Here is a 21,718-nt window from a genome sequence, read left to right on the forward strand (position 1 = left end):
GCGGGCGCAGGCCGGGCCGGAGCCCGGGGCCGCACAGGTCGGCGAGCCGGAGCTCACCGGTCCCTCCGCCGCTTCCGCGCCGCCGTGGGAGGGGGAAGGGCAGCCTCGGGACCCCCGCAGCAGCCCGCCGCCGCGTGGGCCGGGGGTGCCGTGCTGCCGCTGCCGCTGCGCGAGCCCGTCCCCTCCCCGCCCCTTCCCGAAACCCGGGCTCCGCCCCGAACCGTCAAAGATTCGGGGCTCCGCCCCGGCCCCCGCGCCTCAAACGCCGGCGGGGCGGAATTCAGCTCGCTCGGGGTCCGGGGCGGAGTCCCGTCACGCGGCGGAGCCGCATATCCGGTACAGCGGGGAGGGGAACGGCTCCGCGGCCTCGGGACCTTCGGCCCCCGAAACGGGGCGTGCGGACCTACCGCGGAGAACCGCGTGCGTGGTGGGGTGGCCGGGTAGGCGGGTGAGGCGAACGAGGCGGACGAGGGGAGAAGACGGATGGGCAGGACGCTGATCGCGCTCCGGACGGTCGTACGGGAGGAGTGGGGTGCGGGCGTCGCGGTGGTCGGCGAGTTGGACGTGCACACGGCCGCGGCCGTCGAGCCGAGACTCACCCGGGTCGCCGACGGCGGCGGGGACGTGGTCCTCGACCTGTCCGGGCTGGCCTTCTGCGACAGCTCGGGCATCGAGATGCTGCTACGCCTGCACCGGCGCTGTGCGCGCGCCGGGGCGCAGCTCGTGCTCCAGGACGTGCCGCCGCTGCTGGCCAAGTCGCTGCGGGTGGTGGGCGCGGACCGGGTCCTGCACTGCGACCGGTCGTGAGCCCGGTGCGCGGGCCGCAGCGCGCTGCGGGCGTCTCGGGTGGCCGCCTCATGCGGCCGCTGGAACGCGAGGAGGCGCTGCGGCTGCTCGGGACGGTGCCGCTGGGCCGGGTCGTGTTCACCCGGCACGCACTGCCGGCCGTTCGCCCCGTCAGCCACCTGCTGGACGGCGGGGAGATCGTCCTGCGGGTGCATGACGGCGGGGCGCCGGCGGCGTTGGCGGCCCCGTCCGAGGCGTCCGGGGCCGTCGTCGCGTACGAGACGGACGATCTCGACCCGCGGACCCGGCTCGGGTGGAGCGTGGTCATCACCGGCTTCGCCGTCGAGGTGGCCGACCCGGTGCTCGCCGCCCGGTACGCCCGGCGGCTGCGGCCGTGGGTGCAGGGGCCGGAGCCCACCCGCGTCGTACGGATCCGGCCGGACCTGGTCACCGGCTTCCGGCTGGAGCGCGACCCGGCCGCGGACGTCCGGGCCGGCTGATCAGCGGCGCGGGGCCGGGGCCGGTTCGGGCTCCAGCGCGTCCGGGCCGGGCCGGGGGTCGGGATCCGGCCCGGCGTCGGGGCGCGGGTCGGGCTGTGGAGGGGCACCGGCGTCCGGGCCGTCCGGGGGCAGGCCGTCCGCGTGCAGCGGGGCCCGCCAGGTGAGCCGGCTGCCGCCTTCGGCCGGGGTCTCGGCCAGGAAGGTGCCGCCGACGCGGCGGGCGCGCTCGGCGAGGTTCGCCAGACCGCTGCGCCGGCCCCGGGCGGGGATGCCGACGCCGTTGTCCGACACGGTGAGGACGAGCTCGCCCCCGGTGGCCTTCAACGAGACCCCGACCCGGGTGGCGCGGGAGTGCCGGGCGGCGTTGCTGAGCAACTCCCCGAGCACCGCCACGGCGTGGTCGGCGACGTCCGCCGGCACATCGGTGTCGAGCAGGCCTTCCATGCTCAGCCGCGGCGGGTGCCCGAGCAGGGCGGCGGCCTCGCCGACCGCGCGCGCCGTGCGGGCGCGCAGCCCCGTGCCGGCGTCCCGGTCCTTGGTGCGCAGCCCGAAGATGGTCGACCGGATGATCTTGATGGTTTCGTCGAGGTCGTCGACGGCCCGGCCGATGCGCTGCGCCGCACCCTCGTGCTCCACCAGCCGGGCGGCGCTCTGCAGGGTCATGCCGGTCGCGAACAGCCGCTGGATCGCCAGGTCGTGGAGGTCGCGGGCGATCCGGTCGCGCTCCTCCAGCAGCGCGATCTGCTCGGCGTCCCGCCGCCGGTCCGCCAACTCCAGGGCGAGGGCCGCCTGCCCGGCGAACGCCAGCAGCGGTTCGAGCTCGCCCTCGCTGAAGACGGGATCGCCGGCGGCCCGGGCCAGCAGGAGCACGCCGCGGGCGTCCGCACCGCGGCCCGTGCCCAGGGGCACCGCCACCGCCGGCCCGCCGGCGCCGGGCAGCGGGGCGCCGGCCGGGAACCGCCGGTCCGTGGCCGCATGCGAACTCGCCACGGGTGCGCCCCCGGTGTGCGCGGCGCCCACCATGCTGCCCTCGAGGGGCAGGACCAGCCCCTGCCGGACTGCGGCGTCCGCGCCCGTGGCCACCTCGACCAGCAGGCCGTCGGCTCCGGGCAGCGCCGTGGCGATCTCGGCCGCCCGGGCGCCGGTGATGTCCCGGGCCCGGCGCGCGATCAGCTGGAGCACCTCGGTGCGCGAACTTCCCGACAGCAGGCTCCGGGTGACCTCCGCGTTGGCCCGCAGCCAGTGCTGCTGGCGCTGGGAGCCCTCGTACAGGCGGGCGTTGTCGATGGCGACGCCGGCGGCCACCGACAGCGTCGTGATGACGGACTCGTCCTCGGTGTCGAACTCCCGCCCGCCCCGCTTGTCGGTGAGGTAGAGGTTGCCGAACACCTCCTCCCGCACCCGTATGGGCACGCCGAGGAAGGTCCGCATCGGCGGGTGGTGGGCGGGGAAGCCGTGCGAGGAGGGGTGCGCCCCCAGGTCGGCCAGGCGCAGCGGCTCCGGGTTGCGGATCACCTCGCCGAGCAGGCCGTGGCCGGACGGCAGCGAGCCGATCCGGGCGATCTCGCCGTCGGTGAGGCCGACCGTCAGGAACTGCGAGAGCGTCCTGCCGTCCGGGCCGATGACGCCGAGGGCCGCGTACTCGGCGTCGACGAGCAGGGCGCCGGCCTCCACGATGCGGCGCAGCACCTGGGAGAGCTCCAGCTCCCGGCCCACGGACACCACGGCCTCCAGGAGGCTGTGGACCCGGTCGCGGGTGCCGCGGGCGGCGTCGATCCGTGCCTGCAGCTCGTCGAGTAACTCGTCCAGACGCATCCTCGGCATCCTGGACAACGCATCCCCCACCATCAACCCGCTCTCCTTGCCCTCGAACGGTGGCAAAGACTATCGGCAGCGCGACGATGCGGAAGGCGGAACTCCTCCGGCTCTGGCGGCCGGCGGCCGGGAGTGCTTCCATGAAAGTGCGGAAGGAGCCCCTTTCGAGGATGCGGAGAAGCGGCCCCCGTGCCGTGCACCGCACAATCGGGTTCCGCGAGAAGCGGGCGGGCTCCTCCCGCCCTTCCGCCTCCGCGCCGGCTCCGGCTCCGCGCCGAGCCTCGGCCCTCCGCCCTGCGCGCCGTTTCCGCGTACGCCCCGTGGCGCGCGGCGCCCCTGCGGTGGCACGCTCGAAACCGGACCACCCGCAGCACCCGTACCCGCCCGCGCCGCCGGGCACGGCGCGGCCATGAGGGAGGCAGGGCATGAGCGGAGGCGACCCGGGGCTCTACGGGCCCGCATCCGTCACCTGGCAGTGCCACGGCGACCCCGTCATGTGGATCGCCGGCGTCCGCGCGCTCTACCTCCAGGCCCTGCACCCGCGGGCCGTCCGCGCCGTCCTGGAGAACTCCGACTTCCGCAGGGACGCCTGGGGCCGGCTGCTGCGCACCGCCGACTTCGTGGGCACCGCCACCTACGGCACCACCGACGCCGCGGAACGCGCCGGCGCCCGCGTCCGCAGGATCCACCGGTCCCTGTCCGCCACCGACCCCGGCACCGGCGAGCGGTTCCCGGTCGACGACCCCGAGCTGCTGCTGTGGGTGCACTGCGCCCAGATCGACAGCTTCCTGCACGTACTGCTCCGCTCCGGCGTCCCCCTCACCCCCGCCCAGGCCGACCGCTACGTCGACGAGAACCGCGTCAGCGCCCGCCTCGTCGGCCTCGACCCGGCCGACGTGCCCGCCGACACCGCCGCGCTCGCCGCCTACTTCGAGAAGGTCAGGCCCGAGCTCGCCGGGGGCCCCGACGCCCGCGCCGTGGACGCGTTCCTGCGCCGCCCGCCGGTCCCCGCCGTCCTCGTACCTGGCCGAAATGTGCTGTGGCGGCCGGTTGCCGCGCTCGCCTACGGATCCCTGCCCGCGTACGCGCACCGTCTGTACGGCAGGCCCGCACCGCCCCCGCGCACCGTCACCCGGCACCTGCGCCTCACCGGTACCCTGCTGCGCAGCATTCCCGCAGGTCTGCGCTGGCAGCTGCCGCCAGGTCACATCTTGAAAGCGATGCAGCGCATGGGCCCCGGGAGCCGCCCCTCCGCGTACACACTGCGTACATCAGCGGCCATACTGGACCGGCCGGGGAGGGCGTAGGACGTAGCACGACAACGGGGGCGGCTTCAAGACATGGCGGAGTCCAGACTGATCCAGGGCCGGTACCGGTCGCTCGATCTGATCGGGCGCGGCGGCATGGGCGAGGTGTGGCGTGCCCGGGACGAATCCCTCGGGCGGCACGTTGCCGTCAAATGCCTCAAACCGCTCGGATCCGAGCAGGACAACCACTTCACCCAGGTCCTGCGCGAGCGCTTCCGCCGCGAGGCCCGCGTCGCCGCCTCCCTCCAGCACCGCGGGGTCACCGTCGTCCACGACTTCGGCGACGACAGCGCCTCCGGCGGCCCCCTGTACCTGGTGATGGAGCTGCTCGACGGCCGCAACCTGAGCCAGCTGATGGAGCAGAACCAGGCCCGCCCGCTCCCCGTCGACGTGGTCGTCGACATCGCCGAGCAGCTCGCCGCGGCCCTCGGCTACACCCACGACCAGGGCGTCGTCCACCGCGACCTCAAGCCCGCCAACATCATGCGGCTCACCGACGGCACGGTGAAGATATGCGACTTCGGCATCGCCCGCCTCGCCCACGACATCGGCTTCACCGCCAAGCTCACCGGCGGCGGCATGGCCATGGGCACCCCCCACTACATGTCGCCCGAGCAGATCGCCGGCGGCGAGCTCGACCACCGCAGCGACCTCTACTCCCTCGGCTGCGTCCTGTACGAGATCGCCACCGGCGCCCCGCCCTTCGACCTCGGCGACTCCTGGTCCGTGCTGGTCGGACACCGCGACAACACGCCCGTGCCGCCGCGCCGGCACCGCCCCGAGCTGCCCGAGTACATCGAGCAGCTGATCCTGGACCTGCTGGCCAAGCGTCCCGAGGACCGCCCGGGCGACGCCCGCGACCTGCACCGCCGGCTCGTCGAGGCCCGCGTTGCCGTCGGCCACACCGCGGCGGGCGGCGTCCCGGCCCCGCTGCCCGCGTGGGCCCGGGGCATGACCGCCGGCCGCAAGGCGGGCATCGAGGCCCGCCCCGCGAGCGGCGAATGGGCCGTGCTCACCGGCTCCTGGACGAGCGGCGGCCAGCGGATCCTGCGCCCCGCCGCGTCGGAGGACCCGCGGCTCACCGCCCCGTACGGGGTGCCGTACGCCAGCGGCTTCCACGGCTCCGGACCCGGCCCCGGCACCGGCATGGGCATCGGCACGGGGCTCGACGCGCTCGGTGCCGCCGGCTTCGACTCCGACACCGGCTCCGCCGCCGCGCTCGCCGCCGGCCACGCCCGGGCCTTCGCGCTCAGCCGGGCCGGCCGCCCCGAGGAGGCGCTGGCCACCTACGAGGCCGTCGCCCACGGACGCACCCGCCTCCTCGGCGCCGACCACCCCGACACCCTCGCCGCCCGTCAGGAGGCGGCGTACGAACTGGGCCGGCTCGGCCGCCACCAGGAGGCCTACGACCTGTACCGCGCGGTGCTCGTCGGCCGCGAGCGCAGCATGGGCCCGCTCCACCGCGACACCCTGCACTGCCGTCACAACCTGGCCTGCGCCCTCGGAGCGCTGGGGCGGCACGCCGAGGCCCACCACGCCGCCGCCGAGACCGCCGCGGACCGGGCGGTCGTCCTGGGCGCCGAGCACCCGGACACGCTGCTGACCCGCTACGAGGCGGCGTACGCGCTGGGACGCCTCGAACGCTGGGAGGAGGCCCTCGAGGGCTTCCGCGAGGTCGCCGCCGTACGGGAACGCGTCCTCGGCCGCGACCATCCCGACACCCTCGCCGCCCGCTACGAGGTGGGCATCGCGCTCGGCCGCAGCGGCCGTGCCTCCCAGGCCCTGGACCTGTTCCGGGGCCTGGTCCGCGACCGCACCCGGGCGTACGGGGCCGCCGACCCCGAGACGCTGCGCGCCCGGCACGTCCTCGGCGTCAACCTCGGCCGCCTCGACCGCTGGGAGGAGGCGGTCGCCGAGGCCCGGCAGGTCGCCGCCGCCCGCGCCGCGGCCCTCGGGGCCGAACATCCCGACACCCTGGTCAGCCGCCGCGAAGTCGCCGTCGGGCTCGGCCGGCTGGGCCGCTGGGACGAGGCCCTGCCGGTCTACCGGGAGCTCGCCGGAATCCGCGAGCGCTCCCTCGGCGACGAGCATCCCGACACGGTCGCGGCCCACGCCGACGAGGCGTACTGTCTGGAGCGGCTCGGCCAGGTGTGCTACCAAGAGCCATGACCAGCTTCGGGCGGGACGCGCAGCGGGACACAGAGCGGGACACGGCACCGGACGGCGAACGCGGAGAGCGCGGTACGGGGCGGGGCGCGCACCGGCGCGCGGACCGGCCCCCGCACCGCGACGTGTACGACGCGGTGATCGTGGGCGGCGGGCACAACGGCCTGGTCGCCGCCGCGTACCTGGCCCGGGCGGGCCGCTCGGTCCTGCTCCTGGAACGCCTCGCCACCACCGGCGGGGCCGCGGTCTCCACCCGCCCCTTCGCCGGCGTCGAGGCCCGGCTCTCGCGCTACTCCTACCTCGTCTCCCTCCTCCCCGCCAAGATCGTGCGCGACCTGGGCCTGCGCTTCGCCGTCCGCAAGCGCGCCGTCTCCTCGTACACGCCCGTCGAGCGCGGCGGCCGCCCCGGCGGGCTCCTCGTCGGCGGCGACGAGGCCCGCACCCGGGAGTCCTTCGCCCGGCTCACCGGCTCGCAGCGCGAGTACGACAGCTGGCGGGCCTTCTACGGCAGGACCGGGCGGCTCGCCGGCAAGGTCTTCCCCACCCTCACCGAGCCGCTGCCGACGCGGGCGGAGCTGCGCTCGCGCATCGACGACGAGGCGGCCTGGCGGATGCTGTTCGAGGAGCCCGTCGGGCGGGCGATCGAGGAGCACTTCGACGACGACCTGGTCCGGGGCGTGGTCCTCACCGACGGCCTGATCGGCACGTTCGCCGACGCGCACGACCCGTCGCTGGTGCAGAACCGCTGCTTCCTCTACCACGTCATCGGCGGCGGCACGGGCGACTGGGACGTCCCCGTCGGCGGCATGGGCGCGCTCACCGGGGCGCTGGCCGAGGCGGCGCGGGCGGCCGGCGCGCACATCGCCACCGGGCACGAGGTGCTGCGGATCGACACCGACGGCAGCGGCGCCCCCGCCGAGGTGGCCTACCGTACGGCGGCCGGCGAAGGGCGGGTCGTCGGCCGGAACGTGCTCGTCGGCGCCTCCCCGCGGGCACTGGCCGAGCTGCTCGGCGAGGAGCCGGCGCTGCCCGCCCCCGAGGGGGCGCAGCTCAAGGTGAACATGCTGCTGCGGCGGCTGCCCCGGCTGCGGGACACCTCGGTGGACCCGCGGGAGGCGTTCGGCGGCACCTTCCACATCGCCGAGGGGTACGCGGAGCTCGCGCGGGCCCACGCCGAGGCCGCCGCCGGCGAACTGCCCTCCGTACCGCCCTCGGAGATCTACTGCCACTCGCTGACGGACCCCTCGATCCTCGGGCCGGAGCTGGTCGAGCAGGGCTACCAGACGCTCACCCTGTTCGGACTGCACACGCCGGCGCGCCTGTTCGAGAAGGACAACCAGGGCGCGCGCGAGGTGCTGCTGACCGCCACCCTCGCCCAGCTCGACGCCCACCTCGCCGAACCCCTCACCGACTGCCTGGCCTTCGACGCGGACGGGCGGCCCTGCATCGAGGCCAAGACCCCGCTGGACCTGGAACGCGAACTGCGCCTGCCCGGCGGGCACATCTTCCACCGCGACCTGTCCTGGCCGTACGCGGACGGGGCCGGGGGCGGGGACGGCGTTCCCGGCCGGTGGGGCGTGGAGACCGCGTACCCCAACATCCTGCTGTGCGGGGCGGGCGCGGTGCGCGGGGGCGGCGTCAGCGGCATCCCCGGCCACAACGCGGCGATGGCGGCGCTGGGCCGCTGAGGGCCCCGCGCCGCCGGCCCGGCGCTATCCGGCGGGTTCGATCACCACGAGCGGGATCTCGCGGTCGGTCTTGCTCTGGTACTCGTCGTACGCGGGCCAGTGCCCCACCATGACGGGCCAGTACGCGGCGCGCTCCTCGGCCGTCGCCGTACGGGCGGTGGCCTGCATGATCCTCGGGCCGACCTGGATGCGCACCTCCGGATGGGCCGTCAGGTTCCGGTACCACAGCGGGTGTTCGTCCGCACCGCCCTTGGAGGCCACCAGCAGGTAGCGGCCGTCGGCCTCGCCGTAGAACAGCGGGGTCCGCACGGGGGTGCCGGAGACCCGGCCGAGGGTGGTGAGCAGCAGCACCCGGGCGCCCTGCCAGGTGAGCCCCTCGGTGCCGCCCGAGTCGACGTACTGCCGGAGGTGGTCGAGCTGCCAGCCCGGCTTCGGGTCCCTGGGGTTGTCCCAGTCGATGCCGGCGGTGTCTGCGCCGTCTGCGCCGTCTGCGTTCTCGGCGGTGGTCATGCGGGCCTCCTTGCGCTGCGGGGGTCGAACGGTCGACGAACCGGATGCCGATGGGCGTCAACCGCGGCGCGGGGCGCTTTATGCCGGGACCGGCTCGCCCGGAAGGGTGAATCCGTTGAACAGGTCGTCCAGGGCGCGGTGCGCGGCGCGCGCCGGGGTGGCCCGGATCGCGAGGTCGCGCAGGGCCACCGCGAGGGGATGGGAGAGGGCGGCCACCCGTCCGGCGCGGTACGCCCGGACCCGGATGGCGTCCGTACGGGCGCAGCGGGCGGCGCTGTAGGCGGCCAGGGCTGCGGGTACGTCGGCCCCGTCCAGCAGGTGAGCGAGGACCACGGCGTCCTCGACGGCCTGGCAGCCGCCCTGCCCGAGGTTGGGCGTCATGGCGTGGGCGGCGTCGCCGAGCCAGGCGAGCCTGCCGCGGTGGTGGCGGGGGAGCGGGGCGGCCAGGTCGAACAGGTCGTGCCGCAGGACGGCCGCCGGGTCGATCAGCTCGACGAGCGCGGGGACGGGGTCGTGCCAGGTGCCGTAGCGGCGCAGCAGTTCGGCCCGCACGTCGGGCGGGCGGTGGCCCTGCGGGACCACGGCGGTGGCGTACAGGTACACGCTGCCGTCGCCGAGCGGCACGATGCCGAAGCGCTCGCCGCGGCCCCAGGTCTCGGCGGCCTCCGGCGGCGCGGCGAGGACGCCGGACAGGACCTCGGCCGGCAGCACCGTGCGCCAGGCGGTCTCCCCGCTGTGGCGCAGGCCGGGGTGGCCGGGGAAGTGGCCGCGGCGGATCGGGCTGTTGATGCCGTCGGCGGCGAGCACCACGTCGGCGGTGAGGTCCCCGCCCGCGGTGCGGACCACGGGTGCGGTGTCGGCGCGGTCGACGGCGGTGACCGCGACCCCGTACCGGATCGTGCCCGCGGGCAGCTCGGCGGCCAGGCCGGCGGCGAGGGCGGCGCGGTGGACGGCGAGCGGTGGCCGGCCGTAGCGGGCGGTCAGGGCGGCGGTGTCGGCGCGGCTGAGCCAGCGGCCGCCGGGCCGGCGCAGCCCCATGGCGGCGGGGACGGCGCGGCCCGCGACGCGCCCGGGGTCGAAGCCGATCGCGTCGAAGGCGCGCAGGGCGTTGGGGGCGAGGACGATCCCCGCGCCGGCGGCGGACGGCCCCGCGGTCCGCTCGCACACGGTGACCCGCCAGCCGCGGCGGTGCAGGGCCACCGCCGCGGTGAGCCCACCGATTCCCGCACCCGCCACGACCGCATGACGCTGGGACATGACCCACTCCGTTCGTTCGCTCGCCCACGACCCTCTACATCCGTAGAGGGTCGTACCTCACTCTACAGCTGTAGAGTGGAGGCATGTCCAGCCCTGCCACCCCCGGAGCCGGCCGCCCCGGCGAAGCAGAAGAACCGCGCACCGCACGCACCGGGGGAGGGGGGCCCACCGACCGCAGGACGCTGATCGCCGACACCGCGATCGACCTGGTCGCCACCGCCGGACTGCGCGGGCTCACCCACCGGGCCGTCGACGGCGCGGCGCAGCTCCCGGCCGGCAGCACCTCGTACTACTTCCGCACGAGGACCGCCCTGATCGGGGCCTGCTACCAGCGGCTCGCCGAGCTGGACCTGGCGGACTACGAGGGCGACGACCGCCCCGCAGCCGCCGACCGGGACGCGGTCGCGGCCGCCCTGGCCGCCCTGCTGCACCGGTGGCTGACCGGCGGGCGGGCCCGGCAGCTGGCCCGCTTCGAACTCAGCCTGGAGGCCTCGCGGAACCCGGAGCTGGAGCCGGAGTTCCGCCGCGCGGGCCGGGCCGCCCGTGACCGGGCCGCCGGCATCCTCGCCGCGCTGGGCGCGCAACGGCCCCGGGAGGCCGCCGAACTGCTGGTCGCCTGGACCGACGGACTCCTCTACGACCGGCTGGTCGGCGCCCTCGCCCGCTCCCGCCCGGTCCCGGACCGCGCCGAACTGGCCGCCGCGGCACGCCGGATGCTCAACGCGGCCCTGGCCCCGGCGGAAGCCGCGGGGCCGGACGGAGCGTCCGCCCCGGCCGACCCCGCGGAACCGGACGCCGCGCCCTTGGCCGCCGAGCTCCAGTGCGTGGTCCTGGACTGCCCCGACCCGCTGCTCCTCGCCGCGTTCTACCGATCCGTGGTGGGCGGCACCGTGAACCGCCCCGACCCGCGGTGGTCCGTCGACGAGGAGTGGGCGACGCTGCACACGCCGTCCGGCCCCGTCCTGGCCTTCCAGCGGGTGGCGGACCACCGGCCGCCGCAGTGGCCGGACCCCGACCGCCCGCAGCAGTTCCACCTCGACTTCGGCGTCCCGGACCTCGACCGCGCCCACGAGCGGGCACTGGCCCGCGGCGCCACCCTCCTCGACGCCCGTCCCGACACCGGGGACTGGCGGGTCTACGCCGACCCGGCGGGCCACCCGTTCTGCCTGGTCCGCCACTGACCGCGGTACCGCGGCGCGTTGACAGCGCGCACGGGTGATCGTTTAATGCCTGGTGTGGCGCGTGGCGCCGGCCAAAGAGATCTGGGCCGGCCGGCGATCGGGCGACCACCCTTCACCAGGGACGACGAATGAGTCCTTTCCTCACGGGCAACGCCTGACCCTCCGGCGACGCACCGGCGCCCTCGCGCCCCCTGCGCCGCCCCGCCGTCGGCGCATCCGTACCGCCCGGCGCGCCCCTTCACGCCTTCACCCCTTGCACCGCGCTCCAGGGAGACCAGACTTCCCATGACCACACCCACGCCCGCATCCGCGCCCGCATCCGCGCAGGCGTCCACGCCCACGCCCTTCAACCAATGGGTCATCGACGAGTTCCGCGCCAACGGCGGCAAGGTCGGCGGCCCCTTCGAGGGCAGCGACCTGCTGCTGCTCACCACCACCGGTGCCAAGTCCGGTGCCGCGCACACCACTCCGCTCGGCTACCTGCCGCACGAGGACGGACTGCTGGTCATCGGCTCCAACCTCGGCGCGCCCCGCCACCCCGCCTGGTACCACAACCTGCTCGCCCACCCCGTCGTGGGCGTCGAGACCGGGAAGGAGACGTTCCAGGCCATCGCCGTCCCCGCCGAAGGCGAGCGCCGCGACAGGCTGTTCGCGTACGCCGTCGCCGCCGCGCCCGGGTACGCGACGTACCAGGCGGCAACGGCGCGGACCCTCCCGGTGGTCGTCCTCGAGCGCCACGACCCGGCGGCGGGGGAGGGGCCGGCCGAGGTCAGCAGCCTCGCCGACAAGCTCCTCGAGGTGCACGTCTGGCTGCGCGCCCAACTGCGCCACGTACGCGCCGAGGTCGAGGCGCACTTCGCGGCGCGGGCCGCGCACCGCGACACCGGCGGACCGGCGCCCGCACCCGGCCTCGGCCTGCAGATACGGCAGCACTGCCTGGCCTTCTGCCAGGCGCTGGAGTTCCACCACACCGGGGAGGACGCGCACGTCTTCCCGGCCCTCCGGGCCGCACACCCCGAGCTGGAGGACACCTTCCGGCGGCTCGCCGCCGAGCACCGGACGATCGCACGCCTCCAGCAGGAGCTGAGCGCGCTGCTCGCCGACATCGCCGACGCCGATCCCGACCGGTTCGGGGCGGAGTTGGCGCGGATGTCCGAGGAACTCACCGCCCACCTCGACCACGAGGAGGAGCAACTCCTGCCGCTCCTGGCCCGGATCCCCTTCCCGCCGGGCCGGCCGCCGGCGGAGCCGGGCCCCGGCCGCTGAGCGCACGGGGCGCACCGTCCCCGTCAGGCCGCCTGCCCGCCCCGAGGGGCGGGCAGGCGAACCGCTGCCAGCGGCAGGAAGAACCCGACGAGGGGCCCGAGGCACAAGGCGACGAGCACGGTCCCCGCCCCGACGGTTCCCCCCAGGAGCCAGCCGGCGCCGGCGACCGTGACGTCGATCCCGATCCGCACGGCGGCGACGGGGAGGCTGGTGATCCGCACGAGTCCCGTCATGATGCCGTCCCGGGGGCCCGATCCGAACTGCGCTCCCAGGTAGAGCGCATCGAAGAACGCCAACGCGACCAGGCCGAGGACGAGGTAGCCGACCCGGGCGGGCGTCCCCTGCGGGTCGGGCAGCACGGCCGCGGTGGCATCCGCGGCGAATCCGACGACGGCGACGTTGAGGACGGTGCCCGGCCCGGGCAGCTCCCGCAGCGGGAGCCATGCGAGGAGAACGAGGACGGAGATCAGGTTCGTCGCCCAGCCGAACGAGATGCCCAGCGCGCCGGCGGCGCCCTCCGTGAGCACGTTCCAGCTCGCTGCTCCGAGCCCGGACCGGACGAGCACCATCACGGCGGCCCCGTACCCCGCCAGACCGACCAGGAGCTGGAGGGTCCGGCGGACCCTGCGGCCCGCCCGGACCTGGTCGAGGGCGCTCATGCGCAGGAGCACGGGCCGGTCGGGACGAGTGGGGGCGCGGAAGCGCCCAAGGGGAGCAAGAGGTGCCATGGAGCCACTCTGCGGACCGTCTGGACCGGGATTCCATGGCCAGATTGGCTACGCTGGCCCGGTGAAGATCAGTTCGCACACGGTGGCCGGCATGGTGGGGCGCTGGCAGGAAGGGCCCGGTCCGGCGCACCGGCGCCTCTCCGACCGGCTCCGGCTGCTCGTCCTGGACGGACGCCTCTGCCTGGGAGCGGCCCTGCCGGGCGAACGGGATCTGGCCGCCGCGCTCGGCACCAGCCGCACCACGGTCGGCACCGCGTACCGCACCCTGGTCGAGCACGGGTACCTCACGACCCGCTCGCGCGCCCGGGCGACCGTACGCCTGCCCGGTGGTCCACGGCCCGAACGGCGGGCCGGCGCACGCGCGCAGACCCTCGACCTGTCCCTGGCGGCGCCGCAGGCCCCGGTGGAAATCCTCCACGCCGCGTTCGCGAGCGCTCTCGAACAGCTGCCGCGGCACTTCGAGCGGCACGGCTACGACCGCTACGGCACCGGGGAGCTGCGCGAGGCGGTCGCCCGCTGGTACGGGCGCCGAGGACTGCCCACCCCGCCCGGCCACATCATGATCACCAACGGCGCCCAGCACGCCCTGGCCCTGTTGGCGCGGACCATGCTGTCGCCGCGCGACAAGGTCGTCATCGACCATCCGACCTACCCGCACGCCATCAAGACCTTCCTGGACGTGCGCGCCCGGCTCCTGCCCGTCGCCGTGACCCCTTCCGGCTGGGACGGCGCGCAGCTGTGCGCCGCAGCGAGCACGGCGCACCTCGCCTACCTGATACCGGACTTCCACAACCCGACCGGGATGAGCATGCCGACGGGCATGCGCCGCCGTCTCGGGCTGGCCTGCCCGACGGTCGTCGACGAGACCATGGCCGATCTGGTGCTGGACGGAGCGGCCCAAGAGCCCTTCGCGGTCCACATGCCCACCGCCATCAGCATCGGCTCGGTCTCCAAGAGCATCTGGGGCGGTCTGCGCATCGGCTGGATCCGCGCCGCCCCCTCCCTCCTGGAACGAGTGGTACAGGCCCGCCCCGCCACCGACCTCGGCACCCCCGTGGTCGAACAGCTCGCCACCGCAGTCCTGTTGAACGAAGACCGGACCCGGCGGCCGGAGGCACTGTGCCGGCTGCGGGAACAGCGCGACGCACTGGGGCAGGCACTCGCCGCCCACCTGCCCCACGTCCGGGCACCACAGCCGTCCGGCGGCATGACGCTGTGGGCGACGTTCCCCGAGCCCGTCGCCTCCCGGCTGGCAGCCATCGCCCCCGACCACGGGGTGACGATCGCGGCCGGGCCCCGCTTCGGCATCGGCGGCGCGTTCGAGCGCAACGTCCGCCTGCCGTACGCGCTCCCTCCGGACCGACTGGCCCTGGCGGTCCGCAGACTGGCCCGGGCCGAAGCCGCCCTCACCCGGGGCGCCACCGGCACCCACACCCCCGCCCCCCTCGCCTGACCACCCCCGGCCCCGACCCGTCGGGTGGACCCAGTCGGCCGGCCCGACCGGCGTTCAGCGGCCGCCGGCCGGCCGCACCCGGTCGCCTCGTCGGCTCGATGGCGGCGGATACGGTCAAGGCGCCAGACGGAAGTGAACGACGGTGACGGCATCGGTGGGCTTGATGTCGGGGTAGTGGAAGCGCAGCCTGTCGTGCAGCTCGGCGAGATCGCGGAACCCGTCGGCGACGGCGTCGTCCTCGGTCAACTCGGCCACGCTCTTGGGAGTGATCCGAGTGACCACACCGGGCAGCACCACCTCGTCATCCAACTCGAACACCATGTTGACCGGGCCCGTCTCCACCGGATCGCGGAACCGCACCGTGCTCGTCTTCCGCCCGGTACGTACCGCATCGAGATAGGCGCGGTGGAAGTGCAGGTCCTGCGTCGCGGCCGAGCCCGGCGCTCCGTCGGACGCTGCGGACTGCTCCCCCCAGACATAGGCATGAGGCAGGAGGTCGGTGATCGCGACACTGCGGATGCCGCCGGCTGCCGGCACGAGGACGCGGATGCCCGGGTGGTAGTCCAGCAGGACCTGCCGGTCCCGGCCACACGGCGCGAGCACGCCGCGCCCCGTGTCACCGACGGCGACGATCGCCGTCAGCTCACGTGCTCCCGCAGCACGCGCATGCCCGAGCGCCACCAACTCCGCGCACGGTCCGCCCGTGAAGTGATACAGGTTGATGCCGCCGAACATCCGGCCCTGGGCGTCGCGCACGGCTGCACCGACGGTGTGCACCTCACCGTCCCCGTTGGCCTCGACAACGCGCTGGGCGAACTCGACCAGCTCCAGGTCTTCTTCCGTCGGCAGATGCATCGTGGTGTCCATTCCACAGACACTACTCATCCACGGATCAAGCAGTGCGCCCAGGTGAACCTTCGCGCTCACCGCACTAGTCGCAAGAGCGGGTCCAGCCGGTGGGGTTGAGGGTGGCGGCGTCTGCGGGGCGGTCTTCCGCGAAGAGGATGCGGCCCGGCTCCGTCACGCGGATGACGTCCACGTACACGCCGCGGCCGACGTAGCGGCCGGTGGCCGTGTGGCGGAAGCGGAGGTGCACCGGGCGGCCCGCCCAGGCGGTGAGGGGGGCTTCGAGGCGGTGCCAGATGCGGCCCGACCAGCCGCCGGCCGTGCCCTCGGGCCACTGTTCGGCAGAGCCGCCCGTCGTGCGGACCGTGCTGAACGGCAGCGGCTCCCAGGCGGTCCCGTCGGCCGAGGCCTCCAGGTGGAACGCGCCCTCGCCGGGCACCGTGTCCCACCACACCGCGCACCGCAGCCGGGCGGCGGACGTGGCCGGGGTGAGGGGCGGCAGGGCCAGGGTGCCGGAGCCGGCGGTGTCCATGCCGGAGAACCAGGCGGCGCCGCCGTGCCGGGTGCGGACGGGGACGGCGCGGGCGAAGCGGTTGCCGACCGCGACCCGGGGGGCACTGCCGGCCCGCCAGGTGCGGACCGGGTGGACCGAGTTGCCCAGCAGGATCAGGAAGGAGTCGGTGGAGGGGTCCAGGACGAGCGAGGTGCCGGTGAACCCGGTGTGGCCGGCGGAGTGCGGGGTGGCCATGGCGCCCATGTACCAGTGCTGGTAGAGCTCGAAGCCCAGGCCGTGGTCGTCGCCGGGGAAGGCGGTGTTGAAGTCGGTGAAGAGCAGCTCGACGGAGGCGGGGCGCAGGATGCGCTTGCCGGCGTAGACGCCGCCGTCGAGGAGGGTGCGGGCGAGGACGGCCAGGTCCCAGGCGGTGCCGAAGATGCCCGCGTGGCCGGCGACGCCGCCGAGGGCGTACGCGTTCTCGTCGTGGACCTCGCCCCAGACCAGGCCCCGGTCCAGGCCGGACCACGGCGGGCGCTGCACTTCGGTGGCGGCGGTCACCCGGCGCCAGGAGAGCGGTGGGTTGTACCGCGTGCGGTGCATCCCGAGCGGAGCAGTGATCTCGTCCTGGAGCAGGACATCCAAAGGGTGACCGGTGATCCGTTCCAGGAGCAGGTGCAGCGTGATCAGGTTCAGGTCCGAGTAGCGGTACACCGTCCCCGGCGGTTCCTGCGGAACCACGGACCACAGCAGCCTCAATTGCCCCGCCCGGGTGGACTCGCGGTAGAACGGCGCCCAGGAGCGCAGGCCCGAGGTGTGCGTCAGCAGCTGCCGTACGGTGATCCGCTCCTTGCCGCCGCCGGTGAACTCGGGCAGGTACCGGTCCACCGGTGCCTCCAGCTCCAGCTGCCCGCGCTCGATCAGCTGCACGGCGAGCAGCGAGGTGAACAGCTTCGTCAGAGATGCCAGGTCGAAGACGGTGTCCTCGGCCATCGCGATGCGCTCCGCCGGCGGGAACTCGACGGCCCGGTCGGTCCGCCCGTCGTAATCCCGGTACCGGACCGCGTCGCCCATCGCCCGGTGCAGGGCGACGGTGCGGCCGCGGCCCGCCAGGACCACGGCCCCGGCGTAGTAGGGGTGCAGGGGGGAGGGGCCGAGGAAGCGTCGGGCCTCCTCCACCACCTGCTCCAGCTGCCGTTCGAGCAGTCCGGCCTGGCGTGCGGAGCCGTAGCGCAGCCGGAGTCCCTGAAGGGCCCGCCGCTCGGCGGGGTTCCCCGCGGCCCCCGCCGCCCACGCCGGCGCCCCGTGCAGCAGCAGCACCCCGCCGAGGGCCAGCAGACGGCCCCCGAGGCACCGCCGGCTGAGACCGCTTCCGCCGCGGGACCGGACCGGTTCCGCCCCCGCGGCGCCGGGCGCGGGCCCGCCCGGCGCCGCCCCGGCCGGCGCGGATCCGGCCGGCGGGGGCGCGGGTCGGGCGGGTGGCGGTGTGTGGGCGTGGGTCGTGCCGGGGTCCCCCGTGCCGTGGTCCATGGCGGCCTCCTGTCTGCCCGAGCGGCCTCTCGAAGTATCTGCCCGCCCGGGCCCCCCGGGCCGCACCGACCGAGCCCGAAAGAATCTGACGCAGCATCAGAAAACCTCTTCCGTCGGCCGCCGCCCTGCGGCATCCTGCCGCCCATGCAGACGGAGCTGAGCAACAGACTGGGAGTCGAGCACGCCATCTTCGGCTTCACCCCGTTCCCGGCCGTCGCCGCGGCCATCACCCGGGCCGGCGGGTTCGGCGTGCTCGGCGCCGTCCGCTACACCGCCCCCGACGACCTCCGCCGCGACCTCGACTGGATGCAGGCGCACACCGACGGCAAGCCCTACGGCCTCGACGTGGTCATGCCCGCCAAGAAGGCCGTCGACGGCATCGGCGAAGCCGACATCGAGGCGATGATCCCGCCCGGCCACCGGGACTTCGTCCGCGACACCCTCGCCAAGCACCACGTCCCCGAGCTGGCCGAGGGCGAGGCCTCCGGCTGGCGGATCACCGGCTGGATGGAGCAGGTCGCCCGCAGCCAGCTCGACGTCGCCTTCGACTACCCCGTCAAACTCCTCGCCAACGCCCTCGGTTCCCCGCCCGCCGACGTCATCGCCCGCGCCCACGACCACGGCGTCCGCGTCGCCGCCCTCGCCGGCAGCGCCAAGCACGCCCGCCGCCACGCCGAGGCGGGCATCGACATCGTCGTGGCCCAGGGCTACGAGGCCGGCGGCCACACCGGGGAGATCGCCACCATGGTCCTCGTCCCCGAGATCGTCGACGCCGTCGCCCCGCTGCCCGTCCTCGCCGCCGGCGGCATCGGCAGCGGCGAGCAGATCGCCGCCGGCCTGGCCCTCGGCGCCCAGGGCGTCTGGCTCGGCTCCCTCTGGCTGACCACCACCGAGGCCGACCTGCACTCCCGAGCCCTCACCGAGAAACTCCTGGCCGCCGGGTCCGGCGACACGGTCCGCTCCCGCGCCCTCACCGGCAAGCCCGCCCGCCAGCTGCGCACCGCCTGGACCGACGCCTGGGACGACCCGGACGGCCCCGGCGCCCTGCCCATGCCGCTACAGGGCCTGCTGGTCGCCGAGGCCGTCTCGCGGATCCAGAAGTACGAGGTCCAGCCGCTGCTCGGCACCCCCGTCGGCCAGATCGTCGGCCGCATGACCACCGAGCGCAGCGTCCGGGCCGTCTTCGACGACCTCACCCGCGGCTTCGAGCGGGCCGTCGACCGCATCACCCGTATCGCCGGCCGAGCGTGAGAGGCGTGAGCCGCATGACCGACACCCACACCGACACCGACGCCGCCACCGCGGCGGCCGAGCTCCCGAACGGCTTCTGGGCCCAGGCCGCCGCCGACCCCGGGCGCACCGTCCTCGTCACCCCGCAGGGCGAGGAGTGGACCGCCGGACGGCTGCACGCCGACGCCAACCGCCTGGTCCACGGCCTGCGCGCCGCCGGGCTCGAACGCGGCGACGTCTTCGCCGTCGTCCTGCCCAACGGCGTCGAGTTCCTCACCGCCTACCTGGCCGCCTCCCAGGCCGGCTTCTACCTCGTCCCGGTCAACCACCACCTCGTCGGCCCCGAGATCGCCTGGATCGTCTCCGACTCCGGCGCCAAGGTCCTCATCGCCCACGAGCGCTTCGCCGACGCAGCCACCGCCGCGGCCGAGGAGTCGGGCCTGCCCGCGAGCCACCGCTACGCCGTCGGAGCCGTCCCCGGCTTCCGCCCGTACGCCGAGCTCCTCGACGGCCGGCCCGACGCGCCCCCCGAGGACCGCACCCTCGGATGGGTCATGAACTACACCTCCGGCACCACCGGCCGCCCGCGCGGCATCCGCCGCCCCCTGCCCGGCAAGCTCCCCGAGGAGACGTACCTCGGCGGCTTCCTCGGCATCTTCGGCATCCGCCCCTTCGACGGCAACGTCCACCTGGTCTGCTCGCCGCTCTACCACACGGCCGTGCTCCAGTTCGCCGGGGCCTCCCTGCACATCGGCCATCCGCTGGTCCTGATGGACAAGTGGACGCCGGAGGAGATGCTCCGCCTGATCGACACCCGCCGCTGCACGCACACCCACATGGTCCCCACCCAGTTCCACCGCCTGCTGGCCCTCCCGCAGGAGGTGAGGTCGGCGTACGACGTCAGCTCCCTGCGGCATGCCATCCACGGGGCCGCGCCCTGCCCCGACCACGTCAAGCGGGCGATGATCGAGTGGTGGGGCCACTGCGTGGAGGAGTACTACGCGGCCAGCGAGGGCGGCGGCGCGTTCGCCACCGCCGAGGACTGGCTGAAGAAGCCGGGAACGGTGGGCAAGGCCTGGCCGATCAGCGAACTCGCCGTCTTCGACGACGACGGCAACCGACTGCCGCCGGGTGAACTGGGCACCGTCTACATGAAGATGAGCACCGGCGGCTTCAGCTACCACAAGGACGAGGGCAAGACGCGCAGGAACCGCATCGGCGACTTCTTCACCGTCGGGGACCTCGGGCTGCTCGACGAGGACGGCTACCTCTTCCTCCGCGACCGCAAGATAGACATGATCATCTCCGGCGGGGTGAACATCTACCCCGCCGAGATCGAGTCCGCCCTGCTGATGCACCCGGCGGTCGCCGACGCGGCCGTCTTCGGCATCCCGCACCCGGACTGGGGCGAGGAGGTCAAGGCGGTCGTCGAGCCGGCCGACGGGTACGAGCCGGGGGAGGAGCTGGCCGCCGCGATCCTGGCCCACTGCGAGCACCGGCTGGCCGGCTACAAGCGCCCCAGGACGGTCGACTTCATCGCGGCCATGCCCCGCGACCCCAACGGCAAGCTCTACAAGCGCCGGCTGCGCGACCCGTACTGGGAGGGCCGCGACCGGGCGGTCTGACCGTACGCGACCGGGCGGCGAGGCCGTACGAAGGCGGGCTGCGAGGCCTTACGAGGCCGGGCTGCGAGGCGGTGCGAGGCCGGGCTGCGAGGCGGCTCGCGGGGCCCGCCTGACCTCGTCCGACCGGCCGGGCGCCGCCCGTTCCCGCGGCCCTACGCTGGCCGGCGCAACCTTGCGGTCCGGCCGGGCTACTCCCCGGCCGTGCCTGTGCCCGGGTGCGCGCGGGCCTCGGTGAGATGGACGGCGGACCGACGCGGTCCGATTCCACCCCCCACCTCACCGCACTCCTCCGGCCCGGCACGGGCGGGGGAGGTAAGGAAGCCATGAACGCGAGTACCACCACCCGCCGCAGCCGGCGCCGCGCCTTCGGCGTCGCGGCCCTGACCGCGGCGGCCGTCGCCGGCCAGCTGCTCGTCATGTCCCCGACGGCACAGGCCGACGGGGACCGCGCGAACCGTGCGATCCGCACCGGCGTCAACCTGATGGAGCCCCCGCCGGGCAACGAGGACGCGCGCCACGACGCCCCCAGCTCCGCCGAGCCCCGCCCCGACGAGGGCCGCTACGAGGGCGACGGCCAGACGAAGCCCAAGCCGAAGCCGACCACGACGAAGACCCCGCTGCACGGCGTGCAGGAGTTCACCGGGGACGGGACCTTCGTGCCGCCGCCCGGCGTCACCTCGGTCTTCGTCCAGGCCTGGGGCGCGGGCGGCGGCGGTGGCGGCGGTGGCGGTGGCGGCGCCTCCAGCAGCGGTGGTGCCGGCGGCGGTGGTGGTGGCGGCGGCTTCGCCTGGTGCACCGTCCCGGTGAAGCCGTCGAAGACCTACGCGGTGGTCCTCGGGGACCGCGGCGACGGCGGTGGTCCCGGCACGGGCAACCCCACCGGCGCGGGCGGCAACGGCCAGCCGGGCGACCCGGGTACGTCGACCACCCTGGCCACGCCCCAGGGTGACGTCGTCGTCACGGCGACCGGCGGCGGAGGCGGTGGCGGAGGCCAGGGCGGCACGGCCACCGGCGCCGACGGCGCCCCGGGCGACCCCGGCGCCGGCGGCACCGGCACCTGCCGCACCGGCGGGGTGACGCGGACCGGAGAGAGCGGGATCGGCCAAACCGGCGGTGGCGCGGTGGACGGCATCGTCGGCCTGCCGAACGGCGCCAGCCTCGGCGGCAACGGTGGCGCGGGCGGCCTGCCCGGGCAGCCCGGAGAGCCCGGAGAGCCCGGCGGCGACGGGTACGTCGTCATCTTCTGGTAGTCCGCACACGGTTCACCGGCCGCAGGCCCCTTCCGTACCGGGGGCCTGCGGTCGACCCGGTCCTTCGCACCGTTCGCCTCCCCGTTC

At 75.2% G+C, this 21,718-nt stretch carries 17 protein-coding genes and 1 pseudogene; 12 read left to right on the top strand and 6 right to left on the bottom strand.

Translation table 11 applies throughout. The features are described from left to right. The first annotated feature begins 483 nt into the window (after positions 1-483). Positions 484-807, top strand: a complete 324-nt coding sequence (locus tag AB0953_RS16915) for an STAS domain-containing protein (protein WP_366860242.1) — start codon at positions 484-486, stop codon at positions 805-807. A gap of 50 nt (positions 808-857) precedes the next feature. After that, positions 858-1,286: a pyridoxamine 5'-phosphate oxidase family protein gene (locus AB0953_RS16920; RefSeq protein WP_366860243.1), complete on the top strand. Its 429-nt coding sequence runs from the start codon at positions 858-860 to the stop codon at positions 1,284-1,286. On the opposite strand, the gene AB0953_RS16925 is transcribed toward AB0953_RS16920, so the two are convergent. Continuing rightward, positions 1,287-3,101: a GAF domain-containing protein gene (locus AB0953_RS16925; protein ID WP_366860244.1), complete on the bottom strand. Its 1,815-nt coding sequence runs from the start codon at positions 3,099-3,101 to the stop codon at positions 1,287-1,289. A gap of 425 nt (positions 3,102-3,526) precedes the next feature. On the opposite strand from AB0953_RS16925, the gene AB0953_RS16930 reads away from it, so the two are divergent. From AB0953_RS16930 to AB0953_RS16940, 3 genes are read left to right on the top strand one after another with little or no spacing between them, the layout of a single operon-like run. Further along, positions 3,527-4,408: an oxygenase MpaB family protein gene (locus tag AB0953_RS16930; protein WP_366860245.1), complete on the top strand. Its 882-nt coding sequence runs from the start codon at positions 3,527-3,529 to the stop codon at positions 4,406-4,408. A gap of 33 nt (positions 4,409-4,441) precedes the next feature. Further along, positions 4,442-6,577, top strand: a complete 2,136-nt coding sequence (locus AB0953_RS16935; protein ID WP_366860246.1) for a serine/threonine-protein kinase — start codon at positions 4,442-4,444, stop codon at positions 6,575-6,577. Beyond that, a complete protein-coding gene (locus tag AB0953_RS16940) occupies positions 6,574-8,262 on the top strand; it encodes an NAD(P)-binding protein (RefSeq protein ID WP_366860247.1) in 1,689 nt (562 codons plus the stop codon). The genes AB0953_RS16935 and AB0953_RS16940 overlap by 4 nt, the downstream gene beginning before the upstream one ends. Positions 8,263-8,286: 24 nt before the next feature. On the opposite strand, the gene AB0953_RS16945 is transcribed toward AB0953_RS16940, so the two are convergent. After that, entirely contained in the window at positions 8,287-8,772 is a 486-nt protein-coding gene (locus AB0953_RS16945; RefSeq protein ID WP_366860248.1) for a nitroreductase family deazaflavin-dependent oxidoreductase, read from the bottom strand. Positions 8,773-8,850: 78 nt separating this feature from the next. Beyond that, positions 8,851-10,029 (bottom strand): FAD-dependent monooxygenase, encoded by a 1,179-nt coding sequence (locus AB0953_RS16950; RefSeq protein WP_366860249.1) that lies wholly within the window; start codon positions 10,027-10,029, stop codon positions 8,851-8,853. 83 nt (positions 10,030-10,112) lie between these two features. Here AB0953_RS16950 and AB0953_RS16955 point away from each other — a divergent pair. The 3 genes and pseudogenes from AB0953_RS16955 to AB0953_RS16965 all read left to right on the top strand — a co-directional run. After that, positions 10,113-10,739 (top strand): annotated as a pseudogene (locus AB0953_RS16955) (TetR/AcrR family transcriptional regulator); the annotation flags it as partial. A 93-nt stretch (positions 10,740-10,832) separates the two neighbouring features. Beyond that, positions 10,833-11,210, top strand: coding sequence for a VOC family protein (locus AB0953_RS16960; RefSeq protein WP_366860434.1), 378 nt, complete (start codon positions 10,833-10,835; stop codon positions 11,208-11,210). A gap of 285 nt (positions 11,211-11,495) precedes the next feature. Continuing rightward, positions 11,496-12,476: a nitroreductase/quinone reductase family protein gene (locus AB0953_RS16965; protein WP_366860250.1), complete on the top strand. Its 981-nt coding sequence runs from the start codon at positions 11,496-11,498 to the stop codon at positions 12,474-12,476. Between the two features lie 23 nt (positions 12,477-12,499). On the opposite strand, the gene AB0953_RS16970 is transcribed toward AB0953_RS16965, so the two are convergent. Continuing rightward, a complete protein-coding gene (locus AB0953_RS16970) occupies positions 12,500-13,135 on the bottom strand; it encodes a hypothetical protein (protein WP_366860251.1) in 636 nt (211 codons plus the stop codon). A 130-nt stretch (positions 13,136-13,265) separates the two neighbouring features. Here AB0953_RS16970 and AB0953_RS16975 point away from each other — a divergent pair, with 130 nt between their 5' ends. Beyond that, entirely contained in the window at positions 13,266-14,657 is a 1,392-nt protein-coding gene (locus AB0953_RS16975) for a PLP-dependent aminotransferase family protein (protein WP_366860252.1), read from the top strand. 114 nt (positions 14,658-14,771) lie between these two features. On the opposite strand, the gene AB0953_RS16980 is transcribed toward AB0953_RS16975, so the two are convergent. Beyond that, positions 14,772-15,524, bottom strand: a complete 753-nt coding sequence (locus AB0953_RS16980) for an ASCH domain-containing protein (RefSeq protein ID WP_366860253.1) — start codon at positions 15,522-15,524, stop codon at positions 14,772-14,774. Positions 15,525-15,588: 64 nt separating this feature from the next. Then, positions 15,589-17,526 carry a serine hydrolase gene (locus AB0953_RS16985; protein ID WP_366860254.1) on the bottom strand — a complete coding sequence of 646 codons (1,938 nt, stop codon included), beginning with the start codon at positions 17,524-17,526 and terminating at the stop codon, positions 15,589-15,591. A gap of 144 nt (positions 17,527-17,670) precedes the next feature. On the opposite strand from AB0953_RS16985, the gene AB0953_RS16990 reads away from it, so the two are divergent. From AB0953_RS16990 to AB0953_RS17000, 3 genes are all read left to right on the top strand, one after another. Next, positions 17,671-18,777: a nitronate monooxygenase gene (locus tag AB0953_RS16990; protein WP_366860255.1), complete on the top strand. Its 1,107-nt coding sequence runs from the start codon at positions 17,671-17,673 to the stop codon at positions 18,775-18,777. Between the two features lie 14 nt (positions 18,778-18,791). Next, the gene (locus tag AB0953_RS16995) at positions 18,792-20,381 is read left to right on the top strand and encodes an acyl-CoA synthetase (RefSeq protein ID WP_366860256.1); all 1,590 of its coding nucleotides are present in this window, start codon (positions 18,792-18,794) and stop codon (positions 20,379-20,381) included. A 323-nt stretch (positions 20,382-20,704) separates the two neighbouring features. Next, positions 20,705-21,631, top strand: a complete 927-nt coding sequence (locus AB0953_RS17000; protein WP_366860257.1) for a hypothetical protein — start codon at positions 20,705-20,707, stop codon at positions 21,629-21,631. Positions 21,632-21,718: the final 87 nt, after the last annotated feature.

Source organism: Streptomyces sp. NPDC046866 (assembly GCF_040704625.1).
In the GTDB taxonomy this organism is placed as follows: Bacteria; Actinomycetota; Actinomycetes; order Streptomycetales; family Streptomycetaceae; genus Streptomyces.